At 64.3% G+C, this 18,779-nt stretch carries 15 protein-coding genes; 6 read left to right on the plus strand and 9 right to left on the minus strand.

What is annotated here, in order from left to right; translation table 11 throughout:
* Positions 1–46 precede the first annotated feature (46 nt).
* Entirely contained in the window at positions 47–1,801 is a 1,755-nt protein-coding gene (locus HJ583_RS06095; protein WP_170021065.1) for a bifunctional alpha/beta hydrolase/class I SAM-dependent methyltransferase, read from the minus strand.
* A gap of 293 nt (positions 1,802–2,094) precedes the next feature.
* Between HJ583_RS06095 and HJ583_RS06100 the strand changes: the two genes are divergently transcribed.
* Complete coding sequence (locus tag HJ583_RS06100; RefSeq protein WP_170021066.1) at positions 2,095–2,871, plus strand: hypothetical protein; 777 nt, start codon at positions 2,095–2,097, stop codon at positions 2,869–2,871.
* Between the two features lie 45 nt (positions 2,872–2,916).
* On the opposite strand, the gene HJ583_RS06105 is transcribed toward HJ583_RS06100, so the two are convergent.
* From HJ583_RS06105 to HJ583_RS06120, 4 genes are all read right to left on the minus strand, one after another.
* On the minus strand, positions 2,917–3,522 hold the full coding sequence (locus HJ583_RS06105; RefSeq protein ID WP_170021067.1) for a CDP-alcohol phosphatidyltransferase family protein: 606 nt from the start codon (positions 3,520–3,522) through the stop codon (positions 2,917–2,919).
* A 37-nt stretch (positions 3,523–3,559) separates the two neighbouring features.
* A complete protein-coding gene (locus HJ583_RS06110) occupies positions 3,560–4,030 on the minus strand; it encodes a GNAT family N-acetyltransferase (RefSeq protein WP_170021068.1) in 471 nt (156 codons plus the stop codon).
* A 75-nt stretch (positions 4,031–4,105) separates the two neighbouring features.
* Positions 4,106–5,818 (minus strand): single-stranded-DNA-specific exonuclease RecJ, encoded by a 1,713-nt coding sequence (gene recJ / locus HJ583_RS06115; RefSeq protein WP_170021069.1) that lies wholly within the window; start codon positions 5,816–5,818, stop codon positions 4,106–4,108.
* A complete protein-coding gene (locus tag HJ583_RS06120; protein WP_170021070.1) occupies positions 5,815–6,927 on the minus strand; it encodes a hypothetical protein in 1,113 nt (370 codons plus the stop codon). The genes recJ and HJ583_RS06120 overlap by 4 nt, the downstream gene beginning before the upstream one ends.
* 92 nt (positions 6,928–7,019) lie before the next feature.
* On the opposite strand from HJ583_RS06120, the gene HJ583_RS06125 reads away from it, so the two are divergent.
* Together HJ583_RS06125 and lolD are read left to right on the plus strand one after the other, a co-directional pair.
* Complete coding sequence (locus tag HJ583_RS06125; RefSeq protein ID WP_170021071.1) at positions 7,020–8,273, plus strand: lipoprotein-releasing ABC transporter permease subunit; 1,254 nt, start codon at positions 7,020–7,022, stop codon at positions 8,271–8,273.
* Entirely contained in the window at positions 8,266–8,958 is a 693-nt protein-coding gene (gene lolD / locus HJ583_RS06130) for a lipoprotein-releasing ABC transporter ATP-binding protein LolD (protein ID WP_217423274.1), read from the plus strand. The genes HJ583_RS06125 and lolD overlap by 8 nt, the downstream gene beginning before the upstream one ends.
* 15 nt (positions 8,959–8,973) lie before the next feature.
* On the opposite strand, the gene HJ583_RS06135 is transcribed toward lolD, so the two are convergent.
* From HJ583_RS06135 to HJ583_RS06150, 4 genes are all read right to left on the minus strand, one after another.
* Positions 8,974–11,418: a two-component system response regulator gene (locus HJ583_RS06135; protein ID WP_170021072.1), complete on the minus strand. Its 2,445-nt coding sequence runs from the start codon at positions 11,416–11,418 to the stop codon at positions 8,974–8,976.
* Positions 11,415–12,836: a sensor histidine kinase gene (locus tag HJ583_RS06140; protein ID WP_170021073.1), complete on the minus strand. Its 1,422-nt coding sequence runs from the start codon at positions 12,834–12,836 to the stop codon at positions 11,415–11,417. Before HJ583_RS06140 ends, HJ583_RS06135 begins: the two co-directional genes overlap by 4 nt.
* A gap of 257 nt (positions 12,837–13,093) precedes the next feature.
* Complete coding sequence (locus HJ583_RS06145; RefSeq protein ID WP_170021074.1) at positions 13,094–13,804, minus strand: hypothetical protein; 711 nt, start codon at positions 13,802–13,804, stop codon at positions 13,094–13,096.
* 70 nt (positions 13,805–13,874) lie between these two features.
* Complete coding sequence (locus tag HJ583_RS06150) at positions 13,875–14,441, minus strand: DUF2062 domain-containing protein (RefSeq protein ID WP_170021075.1); 567 nt, start codon at positions 14,439–14,441, stop codon at positions 13,875–13,877.
* A 94-nt stretch (positions 14,442–14,535) separates the two neighbouring features.
* Between HJ583_RS06150 and HJ583_RS06155 the strand changes: the two genes are divergently transcribed.
* The 3 genes from HJ583_RS06155 (at position 14,536) to HJ583_RS06165 (ending at position 18,710) form a co-directional block, all read left to right on the plus strand.
* The gene (locus HJ583_RS06155) at positions 14,536–16,875 is read left to right on the plus strand and encodes a DNA internalization-related competence protein ComEC/Rec2 (RefSeq protein WP_170021076.1); all 2,340 of its coding nucleotides are present in this window, start codon (positions 14,536–14,538) and stop codon (positions 16,873–16,875) included.
* Between the two features lie 11 nt (positions 16,876–16,886).
* On the plus strand, positions 16,887–17,783 hold the full coding sequence (locus tag HJ583_RS06160; protein ID WP_408058171.1) for an alpha/beta fold hydrolase: 897 nt from the start codon (positions 16,887–16,889) through the stop codon (positions 17,781–17,783).
* An 87-nt stretch (positions 17,784–17,870) separates the two neighbouring features.
* Positions 17,871–18,710, plus strand: a complete 840-nt coding sequence (locus HJ583_RS06165) for a helix-turn-helix domain-containing protein (RefSeq protein ID WP_170021077.1) — start codon at positions 17,871–17,873, stop codon at positions 18,708–18,710.
* The last annotated feature ends 69 nt before the right edge of the window (positions 18,711–18,779 follow it).

Consider the following 18,779-nt stretch of genomic DNA (forward strand, 5'->3'; position numbering starts at 1 on the left):
CGACTTCTGTCGGCCCTGCGGGTTGGGTGTGCGGCTGAAGCCGAACCTAGGCCAGATTGCGCCGCGCAATCGACACCGTGAAGATCCCCCACTCATCGGCCAGCGTGTGCAGCTTGGTGAAGCCGGCGGCCTCTACAAGCTGATCCATCTCGGCCTGTACGCGGCGGCGCATCACCCAGGGCTTACCATCGCGATGGCTGGACAGCACGCGGGCAATGAACTCCAGCTGCGGGTGCCAGGGCTGGCCGGTGTAGATCAGGTAGCCACCGGGCTCTACGGCATCCGCCATACCGGCAAGTGATTCGCGCAGCAGTGCGTTGTCCGGGAAGAGTTCGTAGAGGCCCGAGACCACGCCGATCGTGGGGCGGGGCGATACGGCGGCGAGCGAAGCGCGGTTGAAGGCATCGCCCTGCACGAAGCGGGCAATGGCCTGCAAGCCCTTCTCGACGATGAGCTTGTTGCCCTTCTCGACGTTCAACTCGGAAAAGTCGCGCAGCAGGATGCCATCCGGCTTCTGGGTCAGCTTTTCGATGCCTTCGAGGATGTAGCGTCCGTGGCCGGCGGCGATGTCCAGCACCTGTACCGGGCGGCCTTCTGCGCGCAGCTTCGAGATGGCTAGCTGTAGCAGTTGCTCGACGTGCAGTTTGCGCTGGCGGATGCCGCGCCAGCCGATTGCGTCCAGATAGTTGCGGTCGATCAGGCGCCCAACCAGGCCCTGGCCGCGTGCTTCATTGCGATAAACGTAGTCCAGCGTGCTGCCCGAATCGAAGCCGGTGGCAAAGCCCAGGCGCACGCCGGAGGAGAGGCGGCCGATGCTGCTCATCGACAGGCGCGAGAGCGCAAAGGCCCAGCGCTTCGGACTCAGCAGGGGCAGTGGCCGCGCGAGTTGGGTGTATTCGTCAAAGCTGTAGCCGCGCTGGTGGGCATCGAGCAGTTGCGGCTTGAGTGCTTCGGCCTCGAAGCGCTCAAGCAGGAAGCTGCGTAGCTTGGCGATGGCTAGGTGGCGATCCACTTCGCCGAGCGTGTCGTGATAGAAGCCCTCAAGGACGTGTTTCTCTTTCACTGGGCTGCCCAGGCGTTCGAAGAATTCGTGCTGGGGGGCGTGATGAACCACCCAGTCTGCGCCGGAGATCAGTAGCTGAGTCGGCACCTGGATCGCGCCGGCATCCTGCACGACGCGCTCGGCCGCTTCGTAGAGCGCGAGCAGGATGTTGACCGAAATCGGCCGGGTGATCAGCGGGTCGGAGTTGAAGGAGCTGATGCGCGCCGGATCGTGCGTCAGGTAATGTGCCTTGACATAGGAATTGACGTAGAAGTTGCCGAACAGCTTGTGCATCAGCGCGAGGCCGGCGCGCGCGAAGGGGACATAGAGCTTGACCTTGAATGCCGGTGAGGCGAGCGACATGCAGCGGATCTGCGGCGCGTGATCATGCACCCAGGCGCTGACCGTGACGGCGCCCACACTCTGCGCAATGACGCCGACATCTGATAGCGGCAGGCCGTGCTGTGCCGCGGCAAAGCGCACGAACTCATCCACATCACGAACCGAACGGCCGAAGCTCGGCGAGAAGCCGCGCGGGCCTGCGTTGCGGCCATGGCCACGGGCATCCCAGGCATAGAAGGCAAAGTCCGGCAGCTGCAGTTCATCCACGACATGGGCCATGCGGCCCGAATGCTCATGCCCGCGGTGGAACAGCACGATCACGCCACGTGGTGTGGCGCTCTGTGCGGGCCAGTGACGATAAAAGAGCGAGGATCCGTCGCTGGTGGTGAAGCTGCTTTCAATGACCTGACGACTCATGTGTGCTCCGTAGGGAGTGAGAAAACCTGATAGGGCTGAGAGTCATTCTATGCGGAATAAATTTCTAGTGGTTTTCCGCAATACCCACTCGTCCTGAGTGGATTTTCTGTCTCACCATTTTCTCGTCGGTACAGGGGCGTAATCCAGGGGCTTGCGTGCCCGCAATGCCGGCTTGCGCAGCGCTGGAGCTCGCCCGATGATCGAACTGGTTTTCTCGTGAAAAGGATGACGACATGTGTACATCGGCCTTGCGGCGTCTGACAGCTGTTTCAGTTCTTTGTCTTGCCGGCGGCATGAGTGGTGCAGCCCAGGCAGAGGAGTGGCAGTATGCCGTGCAGCCTTACCTGTGGCTGCCGACCATCAACAGCACGTTCCGCTTCTCGCCGCCGGCAGGTGGCGGTGCACCGGAGAGTGAGGTCGGCCCGAACGACTGGCTCAGCAATCTGCAGATGCTGGTGATGCTCAATGGCGAGGCCCGCAAGGGTGACTGGTCCATCATTTCCGATGTGGTCTATCTGAGTTTTGCCGGCGAGAAGAGCCAGGTGAAGAGCATCGACTTCAATGCCGACGGCGCCCGCAACCGCTATTCGAGCAGCCTGGATGCCGGCAGCAATACGACATTCAAGGGGCTCGAATGGACACTGGCCGGCAGCAAGGTTGTGGCGCGCAACAGGGCCGATACTTTCGAAGTGCTGGGTGGTGTGCGCTACTTTGGCCTCAAGGCAACGGCAGACTGGGCGCTGAATGCTTCGGTCAGCGGCCCAGCAGGCACGACCAGTTTCCCGGCCAATGGCAGCATTTCCGAGCGTGTCGATCTGTGGAATGCCATTTTCGGCGTGCGCGGCGATGTCCAACTCGGCGCAAGCAACTGGCATGTGCCTTATTACCTGGATTTCGGCGTGGGGCCGGATGCGCAATCCTGGCAGGCCATGTTGGGGCTGGGCTACCGCTTCAAGTGGGGCAGCGCCAACTTTGCCTATCGTCACATCGCCTACGATCAGCCATCCGACAAGCTGGTGCAGAACCTGAGCTTCAGCGGCCCGGCTTTCGGCGCAAGCTTCAAATTCTGAGCCAGCAGGTTTGAATCTGACGGCCCGACAGTGTCGGGCCGTTTTTCATTCTGCGCTGGCTTCAGCCAGCCCCCTGCGCACGCGCTGTACGATGGTCAGCGCGCACAGCAGGCTCATGACTGGGAAGACCAGCGCCTGCCAGCCCTGCACCGGCAACCCTAGCCAGACGGCCAGTGCCAGCGCGCCGATCACGAAGGCCCGGTCGCTCTTGCCAAAGGGGCCGTCATAGCGGCGTGAGGCGCCCACCATGAGGCCGATCACTCCACTCATCTCGACCACGATCGAGAGCGCGATGAATACGCCTACCCACAGCGCCGGGAAATGCAGCAGGGCGGCGAAGGGCAGGTAGAGGCAGGCGTCCGAGATCACGTCGGTGAGCTCGTTGAGATAGGCGCCGAGTTTCGACTTTTGGCCGAACTCGCGCGCCAGCATGCCATCGATGGCATTAAAAGCCATGCGCAGGAACATCCACAGCGGGATCAGGCCGAACAGCGTCGGGCGCGGGTCGATGAACAACCACAGGCCCAGCGCCACTGAGATCACGCAGGCGGCCAGCGTGACCTGATTGGCCGTGACGCCGGCATTGAAGAGGGCGCGGGTGAGCGGGCGCAGCAGGTTCTGGAACTTCGGCTTGAGGGCGTAGATGCTCATCGGGAGTTAGGTTTCAGGGTGAGGATGAAAGTCTGGATCACAACGGCTTTCCGAGGAAATGCGAGCGTATTGCATAACCCAGTTCTTCGTACAGCGCGATCGCCCGCTCATTGAAGGCCCATGCGTGCAGGCGCATATCGATGGCGCCATGCTTTGCTGCCCATTCTTCCGCGCGTGCCATCAGTGCGCGGCCAACCCCCTTGCCACGATGTTCACTGGCTACGCTGACCGAGCCGATGCGTCCGTAGCACATGGGCTGCATGAGTGAGCCGGACTCCTGGAACAGGCTGACGGAGACAAAGCCGATGACCTGGTCATCGCGCTCTGCGACGAATGTCTCGGCCTCCGGCGCGCCGATCCCCTTTGCCCAGAAGGCTTGGTCGCGCGCTGCTTCGCCTGCGGGGGCAAAGATCTGTGGCCAGACGCGGTGGTGGATCTCGTTGACCTCGTTGCCCAGTGCGCAAATGGAAGGAATGTCTGCAATGGATGCCTGGCGGTAGCTGATCATCACGCTTCAGAGAGACTGCTTAAGTGAATGGCAACTACTTTATCGTCATAACGCGGCCTGCGAACAGATCGAGGGTCACGCTGGCTCGAAATATTCCAGCATCAGCTGCAGGCTCTGCACGCCCTGCCATTCGTTACTGGAGAGGCGGTAGGCGGCGCGGATGCGGGCGGGCACGTTCTCGGCACAGTTAAAGCGCACGGCTTCGAACACGGCGCCGGGCTTGGCCAGTTCAAGCTTGAGGTGACGATCCTTCATCAGGCGCTGGCGCCTGACCTCGAACACATCCTCGAAGAGCGGCGCTGCGAAGCCCTGACCCCAGATTTCGTCATCGAGCAGGCGCGCGGTTTCCAGACTCATGTAGCCGGTCTCCAGTGCGCCGTCGGTCTCCAGCGTGCGCTGCAGCTCGTTGGGTGGCACCAGCTCGGCTACGGTGTCGGCAAAGATCTGGCGGAAGCGCGCGAAATCGCGCTCGCGGATCGTCAGGCCGGCCGCCATCGCGTGGCCGCCGAATTTCAGGATCAGGTCCGGATGGCGCTTGGTGATCAGATCCAGCGCATCGCGTAGGTGCAGGGCCGGGATGCTGCGGCCCGAACCCTTGATCTCGCCGCCATCATCGTCGCGCTCGCTGGCGCGGGCGAAGGCAATGGTCGGGCGGTGAGCCTGATCCTTGATGCGGCCGGCGACGATGCCGATCACGCCCTGATGCCATTCGGGTTCAAACAGCGCGATGGCCGGTCCTTCGTCGATGCGCGTGGCATCCAGCGTGGCAAGCGCGGCGTCGCGCATCTCGGCCTCGATCTCGCGCCGCTCGACGTTCAGATTCTGCAATTCCTGAGCGATGGTGAAGGCGCGGGCATAGTCGTCGGTGATCAGGCATTCGATGCCGAGGCTCATGTCGGACAAGCGCCCGGCGGCATTCAGGCGCGGGCCCAGTGCAAAGCCCATGTCAAAGGGCGTGGCGCGCGCCGGGTTGCGCCCGGCCACGGCGAAGAGCGCGCGGATGCCGGCGCACATGCGATCCGAGCGCATGCGGGCGATGCCCTGGCGCACCAGCAGGCGGTTGTTGGGGTCGAGCTTGACGACGTCGGCTACCGTGCCGAGCGCCACCAGATCCAGCAGGCTGGCGAGGTTGGGCGCCGGGTTAGCCTCGTTGTAGATGCCGCGCGTACGCAGTTCGGCGCGCAGGGCCAGCGCGGTGTAGAACATCACGCCCACGCCCGCCAGATTCTTGCTCTCGAATGTGCAGCCGGGCTGGTTCGGATTCACGATCACTTCTGCGCCGGGCAGGGTGTCGCCGGGCAGGTGGTGGTCGGTGACCAGCACGGTCATGCCCAGGGCCTGAGCCGCGGCAACGCCATCCACGCTGGCGATGCCGTTGTCCACGGTGATCAGGATGTCTGCTTCGAGGCGCGCTACATCGGCGACGACGCTGGGCGAGAGGCCGTAGCCGTGCACCACGCGGTCCGGCACGAAGTAATGCACGTCACGCGCGCCCAGCAGGCGCAGCGCCCGGATGCCGACCGCGCAGGCGGTGGCGCCGTCGCAGTCGTAGTCCGCCACGATCACCATGCGCGCCTGCGCTTCGATCGCGTCGGCGAGCAGGCGGGCTGCGTCGGCAACGCCCTTGAGGCCTTCGGGTGGCAGCAGGCCCGCGAGCTCGGTCTTGAGTTCGCTGGCAGAGTGGATACCGCGTGCGGCGTAGAGGCGGGCCAGCAGCGGGTGCAGGCCGGCGTCCTGCAACTGCCGGGCGGTGCGTGAATCGGCTTGGCGCTGGATCAGGCGGGTCATGCGGGGCGATTCTCGGTAGGGGCCTGCAGCTGTCTGGCTACTGCGGCAGTGCTCAGCGGCTTGCGCCAGAAGGCCCAGCGGGCGTGGCGCGGCAGCCGTGCGCTGAGCAGGCGTTTGTCGGATGGCGCGTGCAGCGTAATGTTGTGAACGCGCCCGGCCTGCCAGGCCGCGAGCAGTGGCTGCAGCAGTTCCTTGTCGAGGGCCTGCAGGCCACCCAGCCAGGCGTTGAAGTCGCCCATCTGCGCGGCTTCCTGCAAGCGGCCGTCGTGCAGCCAGCTGTGGCCGGGCAGGCCGGCGATGAGGCGCGCGGGGCTGTCGATGAGCTGGCAACCGGCCCGGCGGGCGAGGCCGCGCAGCAGTGGGTCCGGGCTGCACAGGTGGGTGGTGGGCGCTTGCAGCCCCTCTCCCCCGGCCCCTCTCCCCTCCGGGGCGAGGGGAGTCTCCCCCCAGAACCACAGGGCATTCGGCGCGAGCTGGCCGCGTTCGCTGCGGGCCTGGCTCACCGGGTGATTATGCAGGGTGACCTGGATTTCGTTGGCCAACCGGTTCCAGCGCCGGGCGTCCTCGCCTTCCGGAGGGAAGAAGGCCACCGGCCGGCCCAGCACTTCGGCCAGCGGGTGGAAGCGGGCGTGGATAGGCTCTTTGGCCAGTAGGTAGAAGCGCTCCGGGCTGGTGGCAAGCCATTGGCCCATGTCGCCAAACTCGGTGTTCAGGGCGGTGATCAGGGCGCTGACTTCGTCCGGCGGCAAGGCCAGTTCGCGCGGGCCGCGCAGGAGCAGGGCGTCGGAGGCGAAGCTGAGCGAGACCGGGTCGGCGCACAAGACGTGCGTTGCGGCGGTCGTGGGCTGCGTGTCTTCGCCAGCCAGACGCAACGCTGCCCAGGGCAGTTCGCTGGCGCCGAACTGAGCAGGAAGCCACTGTGACCAGGGCTCCGCCGCCTGCTCGCGGGTGTCGCCGCGCCCGAGCAGGGTGGCCAGCGCAGGCAGATCAAGTTGCTGGAGGGAGGCCGTGATGCCGCTGCCGGGCCAGACGAGGCCGGGCAGAACAAGCGTGACGCGGATGGGCTCGCTGTGCTTGGGGCGGGTGCCCATGCTGGGATGAAAACTCACAGGATTTTCAAGGCCGAATAGGGCGCTAAAGAAAGGCGCAAAAAAGGGCGCGGGGTGCGCCAGAGGCCGGGGCAGTGTAGCATTGCCGCGCCATGAAATTTCCTCTCCTTGTCGGGCTGCGCTATGTGCGCGCCAAGCGTCGCAATGCCTCGGGCGGCGGCTTCATTTCCTTCATTTCCTTTGCCTCGATGGCAGGCATTGCGCTGGGCGTGATGGCCCTGATCGTGGTGCTATCGGTCATGAACGGCTTTCAGGAAGAGCTGCGCAACCGCATTCTCGGCGTAGCGGCGCATGCGCAGATCCTGTCCTTCGATGGCAGTCTGCAGAACTGGCGCGCCTACAGTGCCAAGGCGCTTGAGCGCAAGGATGTACTCGCGGCCGCGCCCTTTGTGCAGCAGCAGGCGATGTTCTCGATGGATCAGGCCGTGCGCGGTAGCGTGATTCGTGGCATCGATCCGGCACTGGAGGACACCGTGGCCGACTTCGCCCGCTTCATGCGCTCGGGCGAGCTGGGCGACCTGAAGCCAGGCGAGTTCGGCGTGATTCTGGGGCGTGAGTTGTCGCTTGCGCTGGGGGTACGGCAGGGCGACAAGGTGACCCTGATCGCTCCACAGGGGCTGGTGACGCCGGCCGCCGTGCTGCCGCGCGTGAAGCAGTTCCGCGTGGTGGGCGTGTTCGAGGCCGGCATGTATGAGTACGACTCGGGTCTGGCCCTGATCCACATGAAGGATGCGCAGACGCTCTACCAGATGGGTGACGCGGTGAGCGGCGTACGCCTGCGCCTGGCCGATCTGTTCAAGGCGCGTCAGGTGGCGAGCGAGCTGGGCGGGCAACTGCCGCAGGATGCCTTCGTGAGCGACTGGACCCAGAGCCATGCGAATTTCTTCCGTGCCGTGCAGATGGAAAAAACGGTGATGTTCATCATCCTGTCGCTGATCGTGGCGGTGGCCGCTTTCAACATCGTTTCCGCGCTGGTCATGGCAGTGCAGGACAAGAAGGCCGATATTGCGATTTTGCGCACCCTGGGCGCCAGCCCGGCCGAGGTGATGACGATCTTCGTGATCCAGGGCGCCACCATGGGCCTGATCGGTCTGGGGGTCGGCACCCTTGGCGGTGTGTTGCTCGCGAAGAACATCAGCACCATCGTGCCGTGGATCGAACGCACCTTCCACATGCAGTTCCTCGCCAAGGACGTGTACTACATCTCGGATCTGCCCTCGCAATTGCTGTGGGGTGACGTGGTCGGCGTGCTCGGGGTGGCCTTCGTGCTGACCGTGGTGGCCACGCTCTATCCGAGCTGGCGAGCTTCGCGCATCAATCCGGCGGAGGCGCTGCGCTATGAGTGAAGTTGCGATGAACGAATGTGTGTTACAGGCCCGTGGCCTGTCCAAGGCTTATGGCAGTGGTGATGCGGCCGTGCATGTGCTGAGTGGCGTGAGCCTCACCGTGGGCAAGGGTGAAACCCTGTCCATCATCGGCGCCTCGGGTTCGGGCAAGAGCACGCTGCTGCATCTCCTGGGCGGGCTGGATACCCCCAGCGCCGGCTCGGTGGAGCTGCTGGGCCGTCCGCTGACCTCGATGAACGAGGCCGAGCGTGGCCGCATGCGCAATCAGGCGATGGGCTTCGTGTACCAGTTTCACCACCTGCTGCCGGAATTCACTGCGCTGGAGAACGTGGCCATGCCGCTGGTGATTCGTGGCCTACCCATGCCGGTGGCGCATGGCCGGGCGGCGAAGATGCTGGAGTCCGTCGGCCTCGGTCACCGCCTCACGCATACGCCGGGAGAACTCTCTGGGGGGGAGCGCCAGCGTGCCGCGATTGCCCGTGCGCTGGTCACCGAGCCGCGCGTGCTGCTGGCCGATGAACCCACTGGCAACCTCGATCGGCAGACCGCCGCGACGGTCTTCGACCTGATGCTGGACCTGAACGAACGTTTGGGCACCGCCCTGGTGATCGTGACCCACGATCCGGAACTGGCCAGGCGTGCTGGCAGGGTATTGAACCTGCGTGACGGAGTGCTGGAGGGCTGATGGCGCGCGCCCGGCTCAATGTGGGTCGGGGGTGTCGGCGAGCAGCAGAGTCAGTGCCGGATGTGCCACCGGGCGACTGAACAGATAGCCCTGGCCGCCGTCGCAGCCGAGTTGCCGGAGAATGGCGGCCTGTTCAGGGCTTTCGATGCCTTCGGCAATGATTGCCATATGCAGCGAGCCGGCGAGTGCCACCATGGCCTTGACGATGGCAACGCCATCCTTCTTTTCCGGCAGGTGGGTGATGAAGGAGCGGTCGATCTTGATGCGGTCGATTGGCAAGTCGCGCAGGATGCTCAGCGACGAGTAGCCGGTGCCGAAGTCATCAATGCTGACGGCAATACCCAGGCGTTTGAGCGCGCCGAGAATCTCGATGCTGCGCTCGATGACCTGCAGCGTACTCTCGGTGATCTCGATCTCCAGCGCCCCGGCGGGGAAACCCGTCTGGGCCAGGGTCTCGCTCAGGGTCTGGATGAAGTCTTCGCGGCGAAACTCGCGTGCCGATACGTTGACGGCCAGGCGTAACTGCTCGCCCGCTGCATTCCTGAGCCCCGCGATATCACGACAGGCGCGCTCCAGGACCCAGCGCCCGAGGCTGTCAATCACGCCGCTTTCCTCCGCGATGGGAATGAAGCGATCCGGCGGCACCATGCCCAGTTCCGGGTGCTGCCAGCGCAACAAGGCCTCAACGCCGAAAATCTGCCCGTTGGCCAGCTCGACCTGGGGCTGGTAGAGCACGCTGAGCTGCTTTTCCTCGATGGCGTAGCGCAGGCCCTGTTCCAGCAGCAGGCGCTCGTTGGTGTGTGCCGCCATCTCCTGTGAGTAGAAACAGTAGCGGTTGCGCCCTGCCGATTTGGCCGAGTACATCGCGATGTCGGCCGCACGCATGAGCAGGTGTTGGTTGTTGCCGTTCGCGGGGTATACGGCGATACCGATGCTGGCGGAGACAGTGATTTTCTGGCCGCTCAGGCTGACCGGCAGGCGCACCGTGTTGAGGATCTTGCGGGCCAGCTCTGCCGCGTATTTTTCATTGGCACCGCTGGCCAGAATCACGAATTCGTCGCCTCCGAGGCGGGCCACGGTGTCGGTGCCGCGCAGGGTGTCGCGCAACCGTCCGGCGATGACACGCAGCAATTCGTCACCGACGCTGTGGCCCAGGGTGTCGTTGACGACCTTGAAACTGTCTAGATCCAGGAACAGCAGCAGGCAGGAGTGTTTCTGACGGCGAGCCAGTTCGATTGCCTGACCCAGGCGATCGTCGAAGAGCAGGCGGTTGGGCAGGCCGGTCAGAGGGTCATGGTGAGCGAGATGATTGAGACGCTCCTCGACGACATGGATTTCGCTGACATCGGAGAAGGCAATGACGAAGTTGCTGATCTGATTGAGCGGGTTGCGCACCACGCTCAGGCTTTGCCAGGCTGGGAAGCGCTCGCCGCTGCGCCGCTGACACAGCACCTCACCCTGCCAGTAGCTGTCCGGGCTGGCGGCCAGGGTGGCGAAGAAGGCAGCACTGTCGTGCCCGCCGCGTTGCACGCCGAGCAGCAGGTCGGTGTCGAAACCCAGCGCTTCGGCCTCGCTGTAGCCGGTGATGCGCGTGAAGGCCGCGTTGACCGCGACCACTTGGCGCTCGGTACTGGCGATGACGATGGCTTCGGCGGCGGTATGAAAGACAACGCTGGAACGACGCAGACTGTCTTCCGACTGGCGGCGCTGAGTGACATCCTGCAGGATGCCTACTACCCGGCCTTCGCTGCCGAGGCCGGAATAGGCCCTGACGTTGGCCTCCAGGACATGCGGACCACCGTTGGTGCGCAGGGTACGGAATTCGATGTGCACAGTTTCGCCGCAGCAGCGGGCCTGGCCCAAGGCTTCTGTGACCCGTTCGCGATCGTCATCGTGCACCCGGGCGGTGAAGGCTTCCCAGGATTCGTCGAGTGGCATCCGGGTATCGCCGAAGAGCGCGCCTAGATGGCCGTCACCATGCAGGCGGTTGCTCTGCGGCAGCCATTCAAAGACGCCCAGCGAGGCTGCATCCAGTGCCAGCCTGAGGCGCAGTTCGCTGTTTTCCACCGCGAGCTCCACCTCACGCCGGGCCAGTGCCATCTGAATGGAGGCATGTAGCTCGCGCACATCCCAGGGTTTGACGAGATAGCCGAAGGGCCGGCTGGCCAGTGCGCGCTGCAGCGTGTCGTCCTCGGCAAAGGCTGTTAGATAGATCACCGGGATCTGATGGCGCTGCTGGATTTCGGTGGCTGCCATTACGCCATCCATGGCGCCTTCGAGGTGGATGTCCATCAACACCAGATCGGGGGCGATTTTGGCGATGCAGGCCAGCGCTTGCTCGCCGCTGCCGACCATGGCGCCTACCCGGTAACCGAAGGACTGGAGCTGGTTCTTGAGGTCGAAGGCGACGATGCGTTCATCCTCGACCAGCATCAGGTTGATGGGTGTTTGGCTGTTCATGGCGAAGTCTCCATGACGGAATCGAGCGGATCGAGAGGGAAGCGTAGGCTGAAGCGTGCCCCCGGTCCGGTCCCGAAGCTGCAGCGGCCCTTGAGCTGTTCGACCAGCAGGGGCACCAGTTGCAGCCCCAGTGACTGGATGCTGTTCAGATCAAAGTCGGGCGGAAAACCGACACCGTTGTCGGTCACAATCAGTTCCAGCTCCTTGGCGTTCAGATGCAGTTCGAGGCCGATTTCGCCGGAACGCCCCTCCGGAAAGGCGTGTTTGAAGGCATTGGTCACCAGTTCGTTGACGATCAGGCCGCAGGGAATGGCGCGGTCGAGGTCGAGAAATTGCGGCCCCGAGGGCAGGGCCCGGCGCAGGCTGATGTGCGCACTCTCTTCGCGGTAGCTGCTGAGCAACAATTGGGCGAGGCGTTCAAGGTATTCGCCCAGATCCACGCGCGAGTAATCCTTGCGTTCATAGAGCAGCTGATGGGTCAGCGCCATCGCCCGTACGCGGCTCTGGCTCTCGCTGAGAATGGCGCGCAGTCGTGGTTCCTGGGTGTGGGTGGCCTGCAGGTTGAGCAGGCTGGCGATGACTTGCAGGTTGTTCTTGACGCGGTGGTGTACCTCGTTGAGCAGCACGGTTTTTTCTTCCAGCGCCTTTTCCAGGGTTTGCTGTACCCGGCGGCGTTCGGTGATGTCCACGATGGAAGCCAGAACCATCCGCCCTTCTTCGGTTTCGATCGGGTTGAGGCCGATCTCAACTGGAAACTCCGTGCCGTCGGCCCGCCGCGCGAAGAGGTCGCGGCCGACGCCCATCGGGCGGGGCTGGGATTCCTTGAGAAAACCGTTGCGGTAACCCACGTGCTCGCCACGCAGGCGCTCGGGGACCAGCATCTCGATGGGCTGGCCGATCACGGCGCTGCGTGGAAAACCGAAGAGCTGCTCGGTCTGGGCATTCACCAGAACGATGCAACCCTTGCGATCCACCATCACCATGGCGCTGGGCGCATATTCCACGACGCGGCGAAAACGCTCTTCCAGGCGTTTACGTTCGGTAATGTCGACGATCGCCGCCAGCACCATGAAACCGTTGCCGGCGTCTATCGGAGTAAGGCCGATCTCGACCGGGAATTCGCTGCCATCGTGGCGCCGTGCGAAAAGCTCGCGGCCACTGCCCATTGGGCGTGGATGGGGATTGCTGGAGAAGGCCTGGCGAAAGCCCGGGTGCTGGCCCGCAAAGCGCGCCGGCACCAGCATTTCGATCGGCTGGCCCAGCAGTTCGTCGCGGCTGTAGCCGAATACCCGCTCGGCCTGGGCATTGGCCAGCACTATCTGGCCTTCTTCATTCACCATGACCATGGCGGTGGGCGCCCACTCGACGGCCCGCCGGAAAGACTCGTCACCGGGAAGGGGGAGAGCGGCGTTATTCATCACCGCTTCCCTGATGAAGAAGGCTGCCCGGGCCGGGCTGTCCGCCGTGGAGTGCCAGGGCTGTGCCGGAGCTTAAGGCCGACAGGCGCGACAGCCCTGGCGCGAAAGCGGGTAGAGCCAAGGGATTGCACTGACTTCACGCGCAATCTTAGGGCAGCGTCTCCATACATTCTTCTCGTGCCCAAAGTCAGGGAATGAGAATTGTTTCTAGCTCTTTCTCAAGCCGATTACCAATCAGATTATTCGCTGTGAGTCGCTCAGTCGCCGAACAGGCCGTACCAGCCAAAGCCGAAGCTGAAGGTCGTGGAATCCTTCACGCCAGCTACCCGGGCAGCAGTGAAATCGATGCCGAATTTGTCCGGAACGGCCCATACGCGCAGGCCACCAGCCTGGGTCGTTCCGGCGCGTTGCTGGTACTGCGCTTCGGCAAACAGCATCACGCGCTCATGCGCGTCCCACGCCAGCGCGATGTTGGCCAGGCGAGCGTTCTGTTGTTCGACGCGATCCCGCGCGCTGCCGAGGTTGGCATGCAGGTTGAGACCGTTCGTGATCTCCCAGCTTGCCAGCAGCAGGGCGCCATTTTCGACCGGACGATAGCCTTCCCATGCTTCTTCGGCGGCCGGGTAGACGCGGGCGCGGCCAGTCCACAGCTTGGCCCCGAAGCCGACAGGGCCGAATTTCAGCACATCTGGCGCCCACTTCAGGGCCAGGCTCTGTGCGCTTTCCTTCTGTGCCTCAGGCAGTTTTGTTTCCGAGGCTTCCAGCCCCAACTCGAATTCACCCAGCCCGCAAGCCGGTGAAGCGACCCAGCCGCGCGTGTCCTGCGTTTTTTCATACCAGGCTTCGAGCTGGCATTGCTTGTCCCCAACGGTCGCGGCATCGTCGGTGCCCAGGGGGCGTCCGGCATGGGCTGGAAGGCTGCTCAGGGCGAGCAGCAGAAGGGCAAGGCGGCAGAGCGGGCGGTGCAAGATGGCATCTCCGTTAGGATGGGGGATGTCATCAGGATAGTCATTGAATGAGAGTTGTTATTAATTATTGTCAATCAGCACCCAATTGCGCTTTGGAGCTGCAGCGGCGCGTCTTGCAGCGTTTATGCCAGCTGTGGCGCAGCCAGATTTCCCAGCCGTATTTCACCGAGAAGTAGCCTGCAGCCGCCAGCAGCAGGGCGAGCAAGGGCAGGCCGACGAGCAGGGGCTCGCCCAGTTGCATGATCCATTGCGCCCAGGCAGACATCATTTCCGCGAGGCTGTTCCAGTCCACCTCCGGTGGGTGCGTGAAATGGGCATGACTGCCGGTCACGAAGCGGCCGATCATGAAGGCCGCCAGATACAGCGGCACGATGGTGAGTGGATTGGAGAAGAAGGTGCCGACCAGCGCCAGCGGCAGGTTCACCCGGAAAAACACGCACAGGATGCCAGCGCCCAGCATTTGCAGCGGGCCGGGAATCATTCCGCAGAAGAGGCCTACGGCAATCCCGCCGGCCGCAGAGCGGCGGTTCAGGTGCCACAGACGGGGATGGAGCAGGGTATTGCCGAGCAGACCGAAGATGCGATGTTCGCGCAGGCTGTCGGGATGGGGCAGGCGATGGCGGATGAATTTGCGCATGGAGTCATTATGGTGGAGCCGATGGGGGGATTGACCGCTGGCAATGCGGGTAGTTCAGCCGGAGGCCTGGCGGGGGCTGGTAATAATCCCCAGCATGCGTCTCTTGATCGTGTTCTTCGCCCTGGGAATCGCATCTTGCCAGTTGCAGGCAAATCTGCAGCCCTGGCTGTTCTGCTTGGGTAGCGCCGCCGCACTGGTGGGCGTGGCAATGGTCCTGCCGCGCAAGCCCCTGCGCGTGGCGACCCTGTGGCTGGCGATGGCCTTGTTCGGGTTTGCTTACGCTAACTGGCGTGCCGAGTTGCGTCTGGCGGATCGACTTGCCGAACATCTGGAGGGGCAGGACCTGCAGCTGCGCGGGCGCATCGTGGGCTTGCCTCAGGTTTTCGAGCGCGGTCTGCGGTTTCGCCTGGAAACCCAGCAGGCTCCCGCTGGAGTCCCTGCCACCTTGATGCTGAGCTGGTATGCGCAGGGAAAGGGCGAGCTGCGACAGATGCCACCAGCAGTGCATGCAGGCGAAACCTGGCAGTTCACGCTGCGCTTGCGCCAGCCTCACGCCAGTCTCAACCCGCATGGCTTTGATTACGAGGGCTGGCTGTTCGAGCAAGGCATTGGCGCGACCGGTTATGTGCGCAGCGGGCCGGGCAATCAGCGCCTCGAGGACAGCGGAGGCGGCCTGATGGCCCGTGTGGATCGCTGGCGTGAGCAGATCCGCAGCCGCTTTGAACGAGCGCTGCCCGACGCTGCCGGGCGCGGTGTGCTGGTGGCGCTGGCGGTGGGTGATCAGGCCGGCATTCCGTCTGCGCAGTGGGAGCTGTTCCGGATGACAGGTCTGACCCATGCGGTAAGCATTTCCGGGTTGCATGTTACGCTGATCGGAGCGCTGGCTGGATGGCTGGCGAGCTGGTTGTGGCGGCGTTCGCCGCGGCTGATGCTGTGTTTGCCGGCGCAGAAACTGGCCATTCTGGTGGCGGCGCTTGCTGCAGGCACCTATGTGTTGCTGGCCGGTTGTGGCGTGCCGGCCCAGCGTACCTTCTACATGCTGGCAGTAGCGGCATTGGCCCTGTGGAGCAAGCGTGCGGCGGGGGCCAGCCGGGTGATGGCAGCGGCCCTGCTGCTGGTGTTGCTGATTGATCCCTGGGCCGTGCTGTCGGCCGGTTTCTGGCTTTCTTTCGGAGCGGTGGCCGCCTTGTTGCTGGTGGCGTGCCAGCAGAGCGCGGCAGGGCGTGCGAGCTGGCGACGCCTCGTTCCGGACTGGCTGCGTGCCCAGTGGGCGGTGAGCGTGCTGAGCCTGCCCCTGCTGCTGGGTTTGTTCCAGCAGTTTTCGCTGATCTCACCGCTGACCAATGCGCTAGCGATTCCCTTGATCAGCATGCTGATCACGCCCCTGGCGCTCAGCTTTGCCGTGCTGCCCCTGCCATCACTGGCGGAGTTCGCACACTGGCTACTGGAGGGCCTGCTGGCTTTTCTGGCCTGGTGTGCGGCGAGCCCGCTGGCCTTGTGGCAACAGGCTGCGCCGCCGCTGTGGCTGGTGGCGGTTTGCGCATTAGCTGCTTTATGGGCCTTGCTGCCGCGCGGAGTGCCGGGGCGTGCGGTGGGGTTGTTGAGCTTTGCACCCTTGCTTCTGTGGGCACCCTTGCGTCCGGCGCCCGGTGAGCTGGATGTGAACGTGCTGGACGTGGGGCAGGGCCTGGCGGTGCATTTGCGCACCGCGCAGCATGACGTGCTTTTCGACGCCGGGCCGCAGTACGGGCCCGAGGTGGATGCCGGCGAGCGCATCGTGCTGCCCTGGCTACGCGCTGTGGGGGCGCGCAAGCTGGATCTGCTGGTGGTGTCGCATGACGATGCGGATCACTCGGGGGGCGCCGATAGCGTGCTGGCAGCCGCGTCGCCGGCGGAGTGGCGCAGCAGCCTTGCGCCCGGCCATGCCTTGCTGGGCTTCTTCAGCCCGCATCAAGCCTGCCGGCAGGGCGAGGCATGGGAGTGGGATGGCGTGCATTTCGAATTCCTGCACCCCGCCGAGGGCTTCAGTGGCAAGGACAATGAGCGCTCCTGCGTGCTGCGTGTGAGGTCCGCTCAGGGAAGTGTTTTACTCACCGGAGATATTCCGGCCGCTGTTGAAAGCCGTCTGCTGCAGGAGCAGGCAGAGGCACTTGCCAGCGAGATCCTGATCGTGCCGCATCACGGCAGCCGCAGCTCCTCCACGCCGGAATTTATCCGCGCGACAGCCGCTCGCCATGCTGTTTTCACAGCCGGCTATCGCAATCGCTACGGCCATCCTGCGCCAGACGTGCTGGCCCGTTATGTGCAAGCCGGAGCAAGCATCCATCGCTCGGACGCTGACGGCGCACTGCTGTTTCGCCTGCGCGCCGGCGGCATCGAAGTCGATCCCTTCCGCCAGACGCATGCCCGCTATTGGCACGATCGTACTTACTGAGGGTTCATGTCATGGCATTGGCTTACTTGTCGCGATTTTTCCGCTGCTTGGGTGCGATGCCCGAGATGCGCCGTGGCAGCGTGCAATGCCTCACTTCGGGCCAGTTGCACCGCATGGCCTACACCGAATGGGGGCGGCCGGACAATCCGCGCGTGCTGATCTGTGTGCACGGCTTGTCGCGCAACGGACGGGATTTCGATGTCCTCGCCGCTGCGCTCAGTGGCGACTATCGGGTGATCTGCCCTGACATTGCCGGCCGCGGCGACAGTGACTGGCTGGCGGACAAGAGCGCCTATGCCGTGCCCAGCTATGTGCCGCATCTGCTGAGCCTGATTGCGCGGCTGGATGTGGAGCGGGTCGACTGGCTCGGCACCTCGATGGGCGGCCTGATCGGCATGGCGCTCGCGGCCATGCCCGGCAACCCGATCCGGCGCCTGATCCTCAATGATGTTGGGCCGGTGCTTTCAGCTGCCGCCTTGAGCCGCATCGGTGACTACGTCGGACGGGCTCCGCACTTTGTGGCGCTGGAAGAGGCTGAGCGCTACCTGCGTGGCGTCTGCCCCGGTTTCGGCCCGCTCAGCGACGCACAGTGGCGTCAGCTGACCCTGAGCAGCCTGCGCCCGGAGGGCAATGGCTGGCGCATGCACTATGACCCGGCCATCGGTGATGCCATGCGTGCCCAGCCGCTCAAGACCGATATGCTGCTGTGGCCGATGTATGACGCCATCACGGCACCGACCCTGGTGTTGCGCGGGGTGGATTCGGATCTGCTGAGCCATGCCACCGCAGAGGCCATGAGTCGGCGCGGGCCATGCGCCCGCCATGTCGAGATTGCCGCGACCGGTCATGCGCCGATGCTGATGGATCCGGCACAGATCGGGATCGTGCGGGAATTTCTGGTGGGCTGAAATGCGCTTTGCGATCAATTGGCCGGAGTGGTGCAGGCGTATGCTCGCGGTTCCGTCCCCCTCGTTCTGTCGGAGCCCGCTCAAGCCATGCGCATGACCGTTGAACTCTTCGCCCTGCAGAGCCGCCGCGTGCGTAGCGTGATCGAGTATGTCGGCACGCATCTGGATGAGGATATTCCGCTGACGCATCTGGCCGATCTGGCCTGCCTCTCTCCCTCCCAGCTGGAGCGCCTGTATCGCAGCAAGGTGGGGGAGACGCCGCTGGTCACGCTGCGCCGCCTGCGCTTGTCGCGTGCACTGGAGCAGATCCGCAACGGTCAGGGCGCATTGCAGGATATCGGTCTTGCGGCTGGCTATGGTTCTGCGGCGGCTTTCTGCCATGCTTTCGTGCGCCGTTTCGGCTTCGCTCCCTCGCAGGTCGGCGCGCATTCGCCGCGCGGCCGGCCCCTGCCGCCCTTGAGCCTTGAATACCTGCCCGAGCGGCCCGTCTGGCAGATGAACTATCGCGGTCAGGCGCGCGAGCAACACACCGGCGCCGCCCCGCTGGTGGGCAATCTGGCCGTGGCCGGGGTGGCGCACTGGCGCAACTGGCTGGCGCTGGATCGCGATTGTCCGCTTGGCGGCGGGTTGGAGCGGAGGGTTGCAGTGCAGCACTTCGTGCCGGCCCTAGGGTTGAGCCAGCAGGTCGCGCAGGTGGATCGCGTCGTCCATCCCGCCGGGCTGTATGCGGTCTGGCACACCCTGGCTTTCCCGCGTGCGGCCAGCTTGCCTGGGGTAGTCGAGGAAGTCCGCGCCAGATTTGGCTGCGTATGGCGGCAGGAGGCGCGCGTGTTACTGCGCGAGATTACGGTCAGCGGCTACACCGCGCCGCAGGAGCGCCGCTTTGCGCTTTACCTGCCGGTTGTCGCACTCAAACGCCGATCCTGATCAAGGACGCGATGGCCTGCGCGGCATGCTGAGTCCGTCGGCAAACGGCCGGCATTTGCCCTGATGAGG

The organism is Uliginosibacterium aquaticum (assembly GCF_012972705.2).
GTDB lineage: Bacteria > Pseudomonadota > Gammaproteobacteria > Burkholderiales > Rhodocyclaceae > Uliginosibacterium > Uliginosibacterium aquaticum.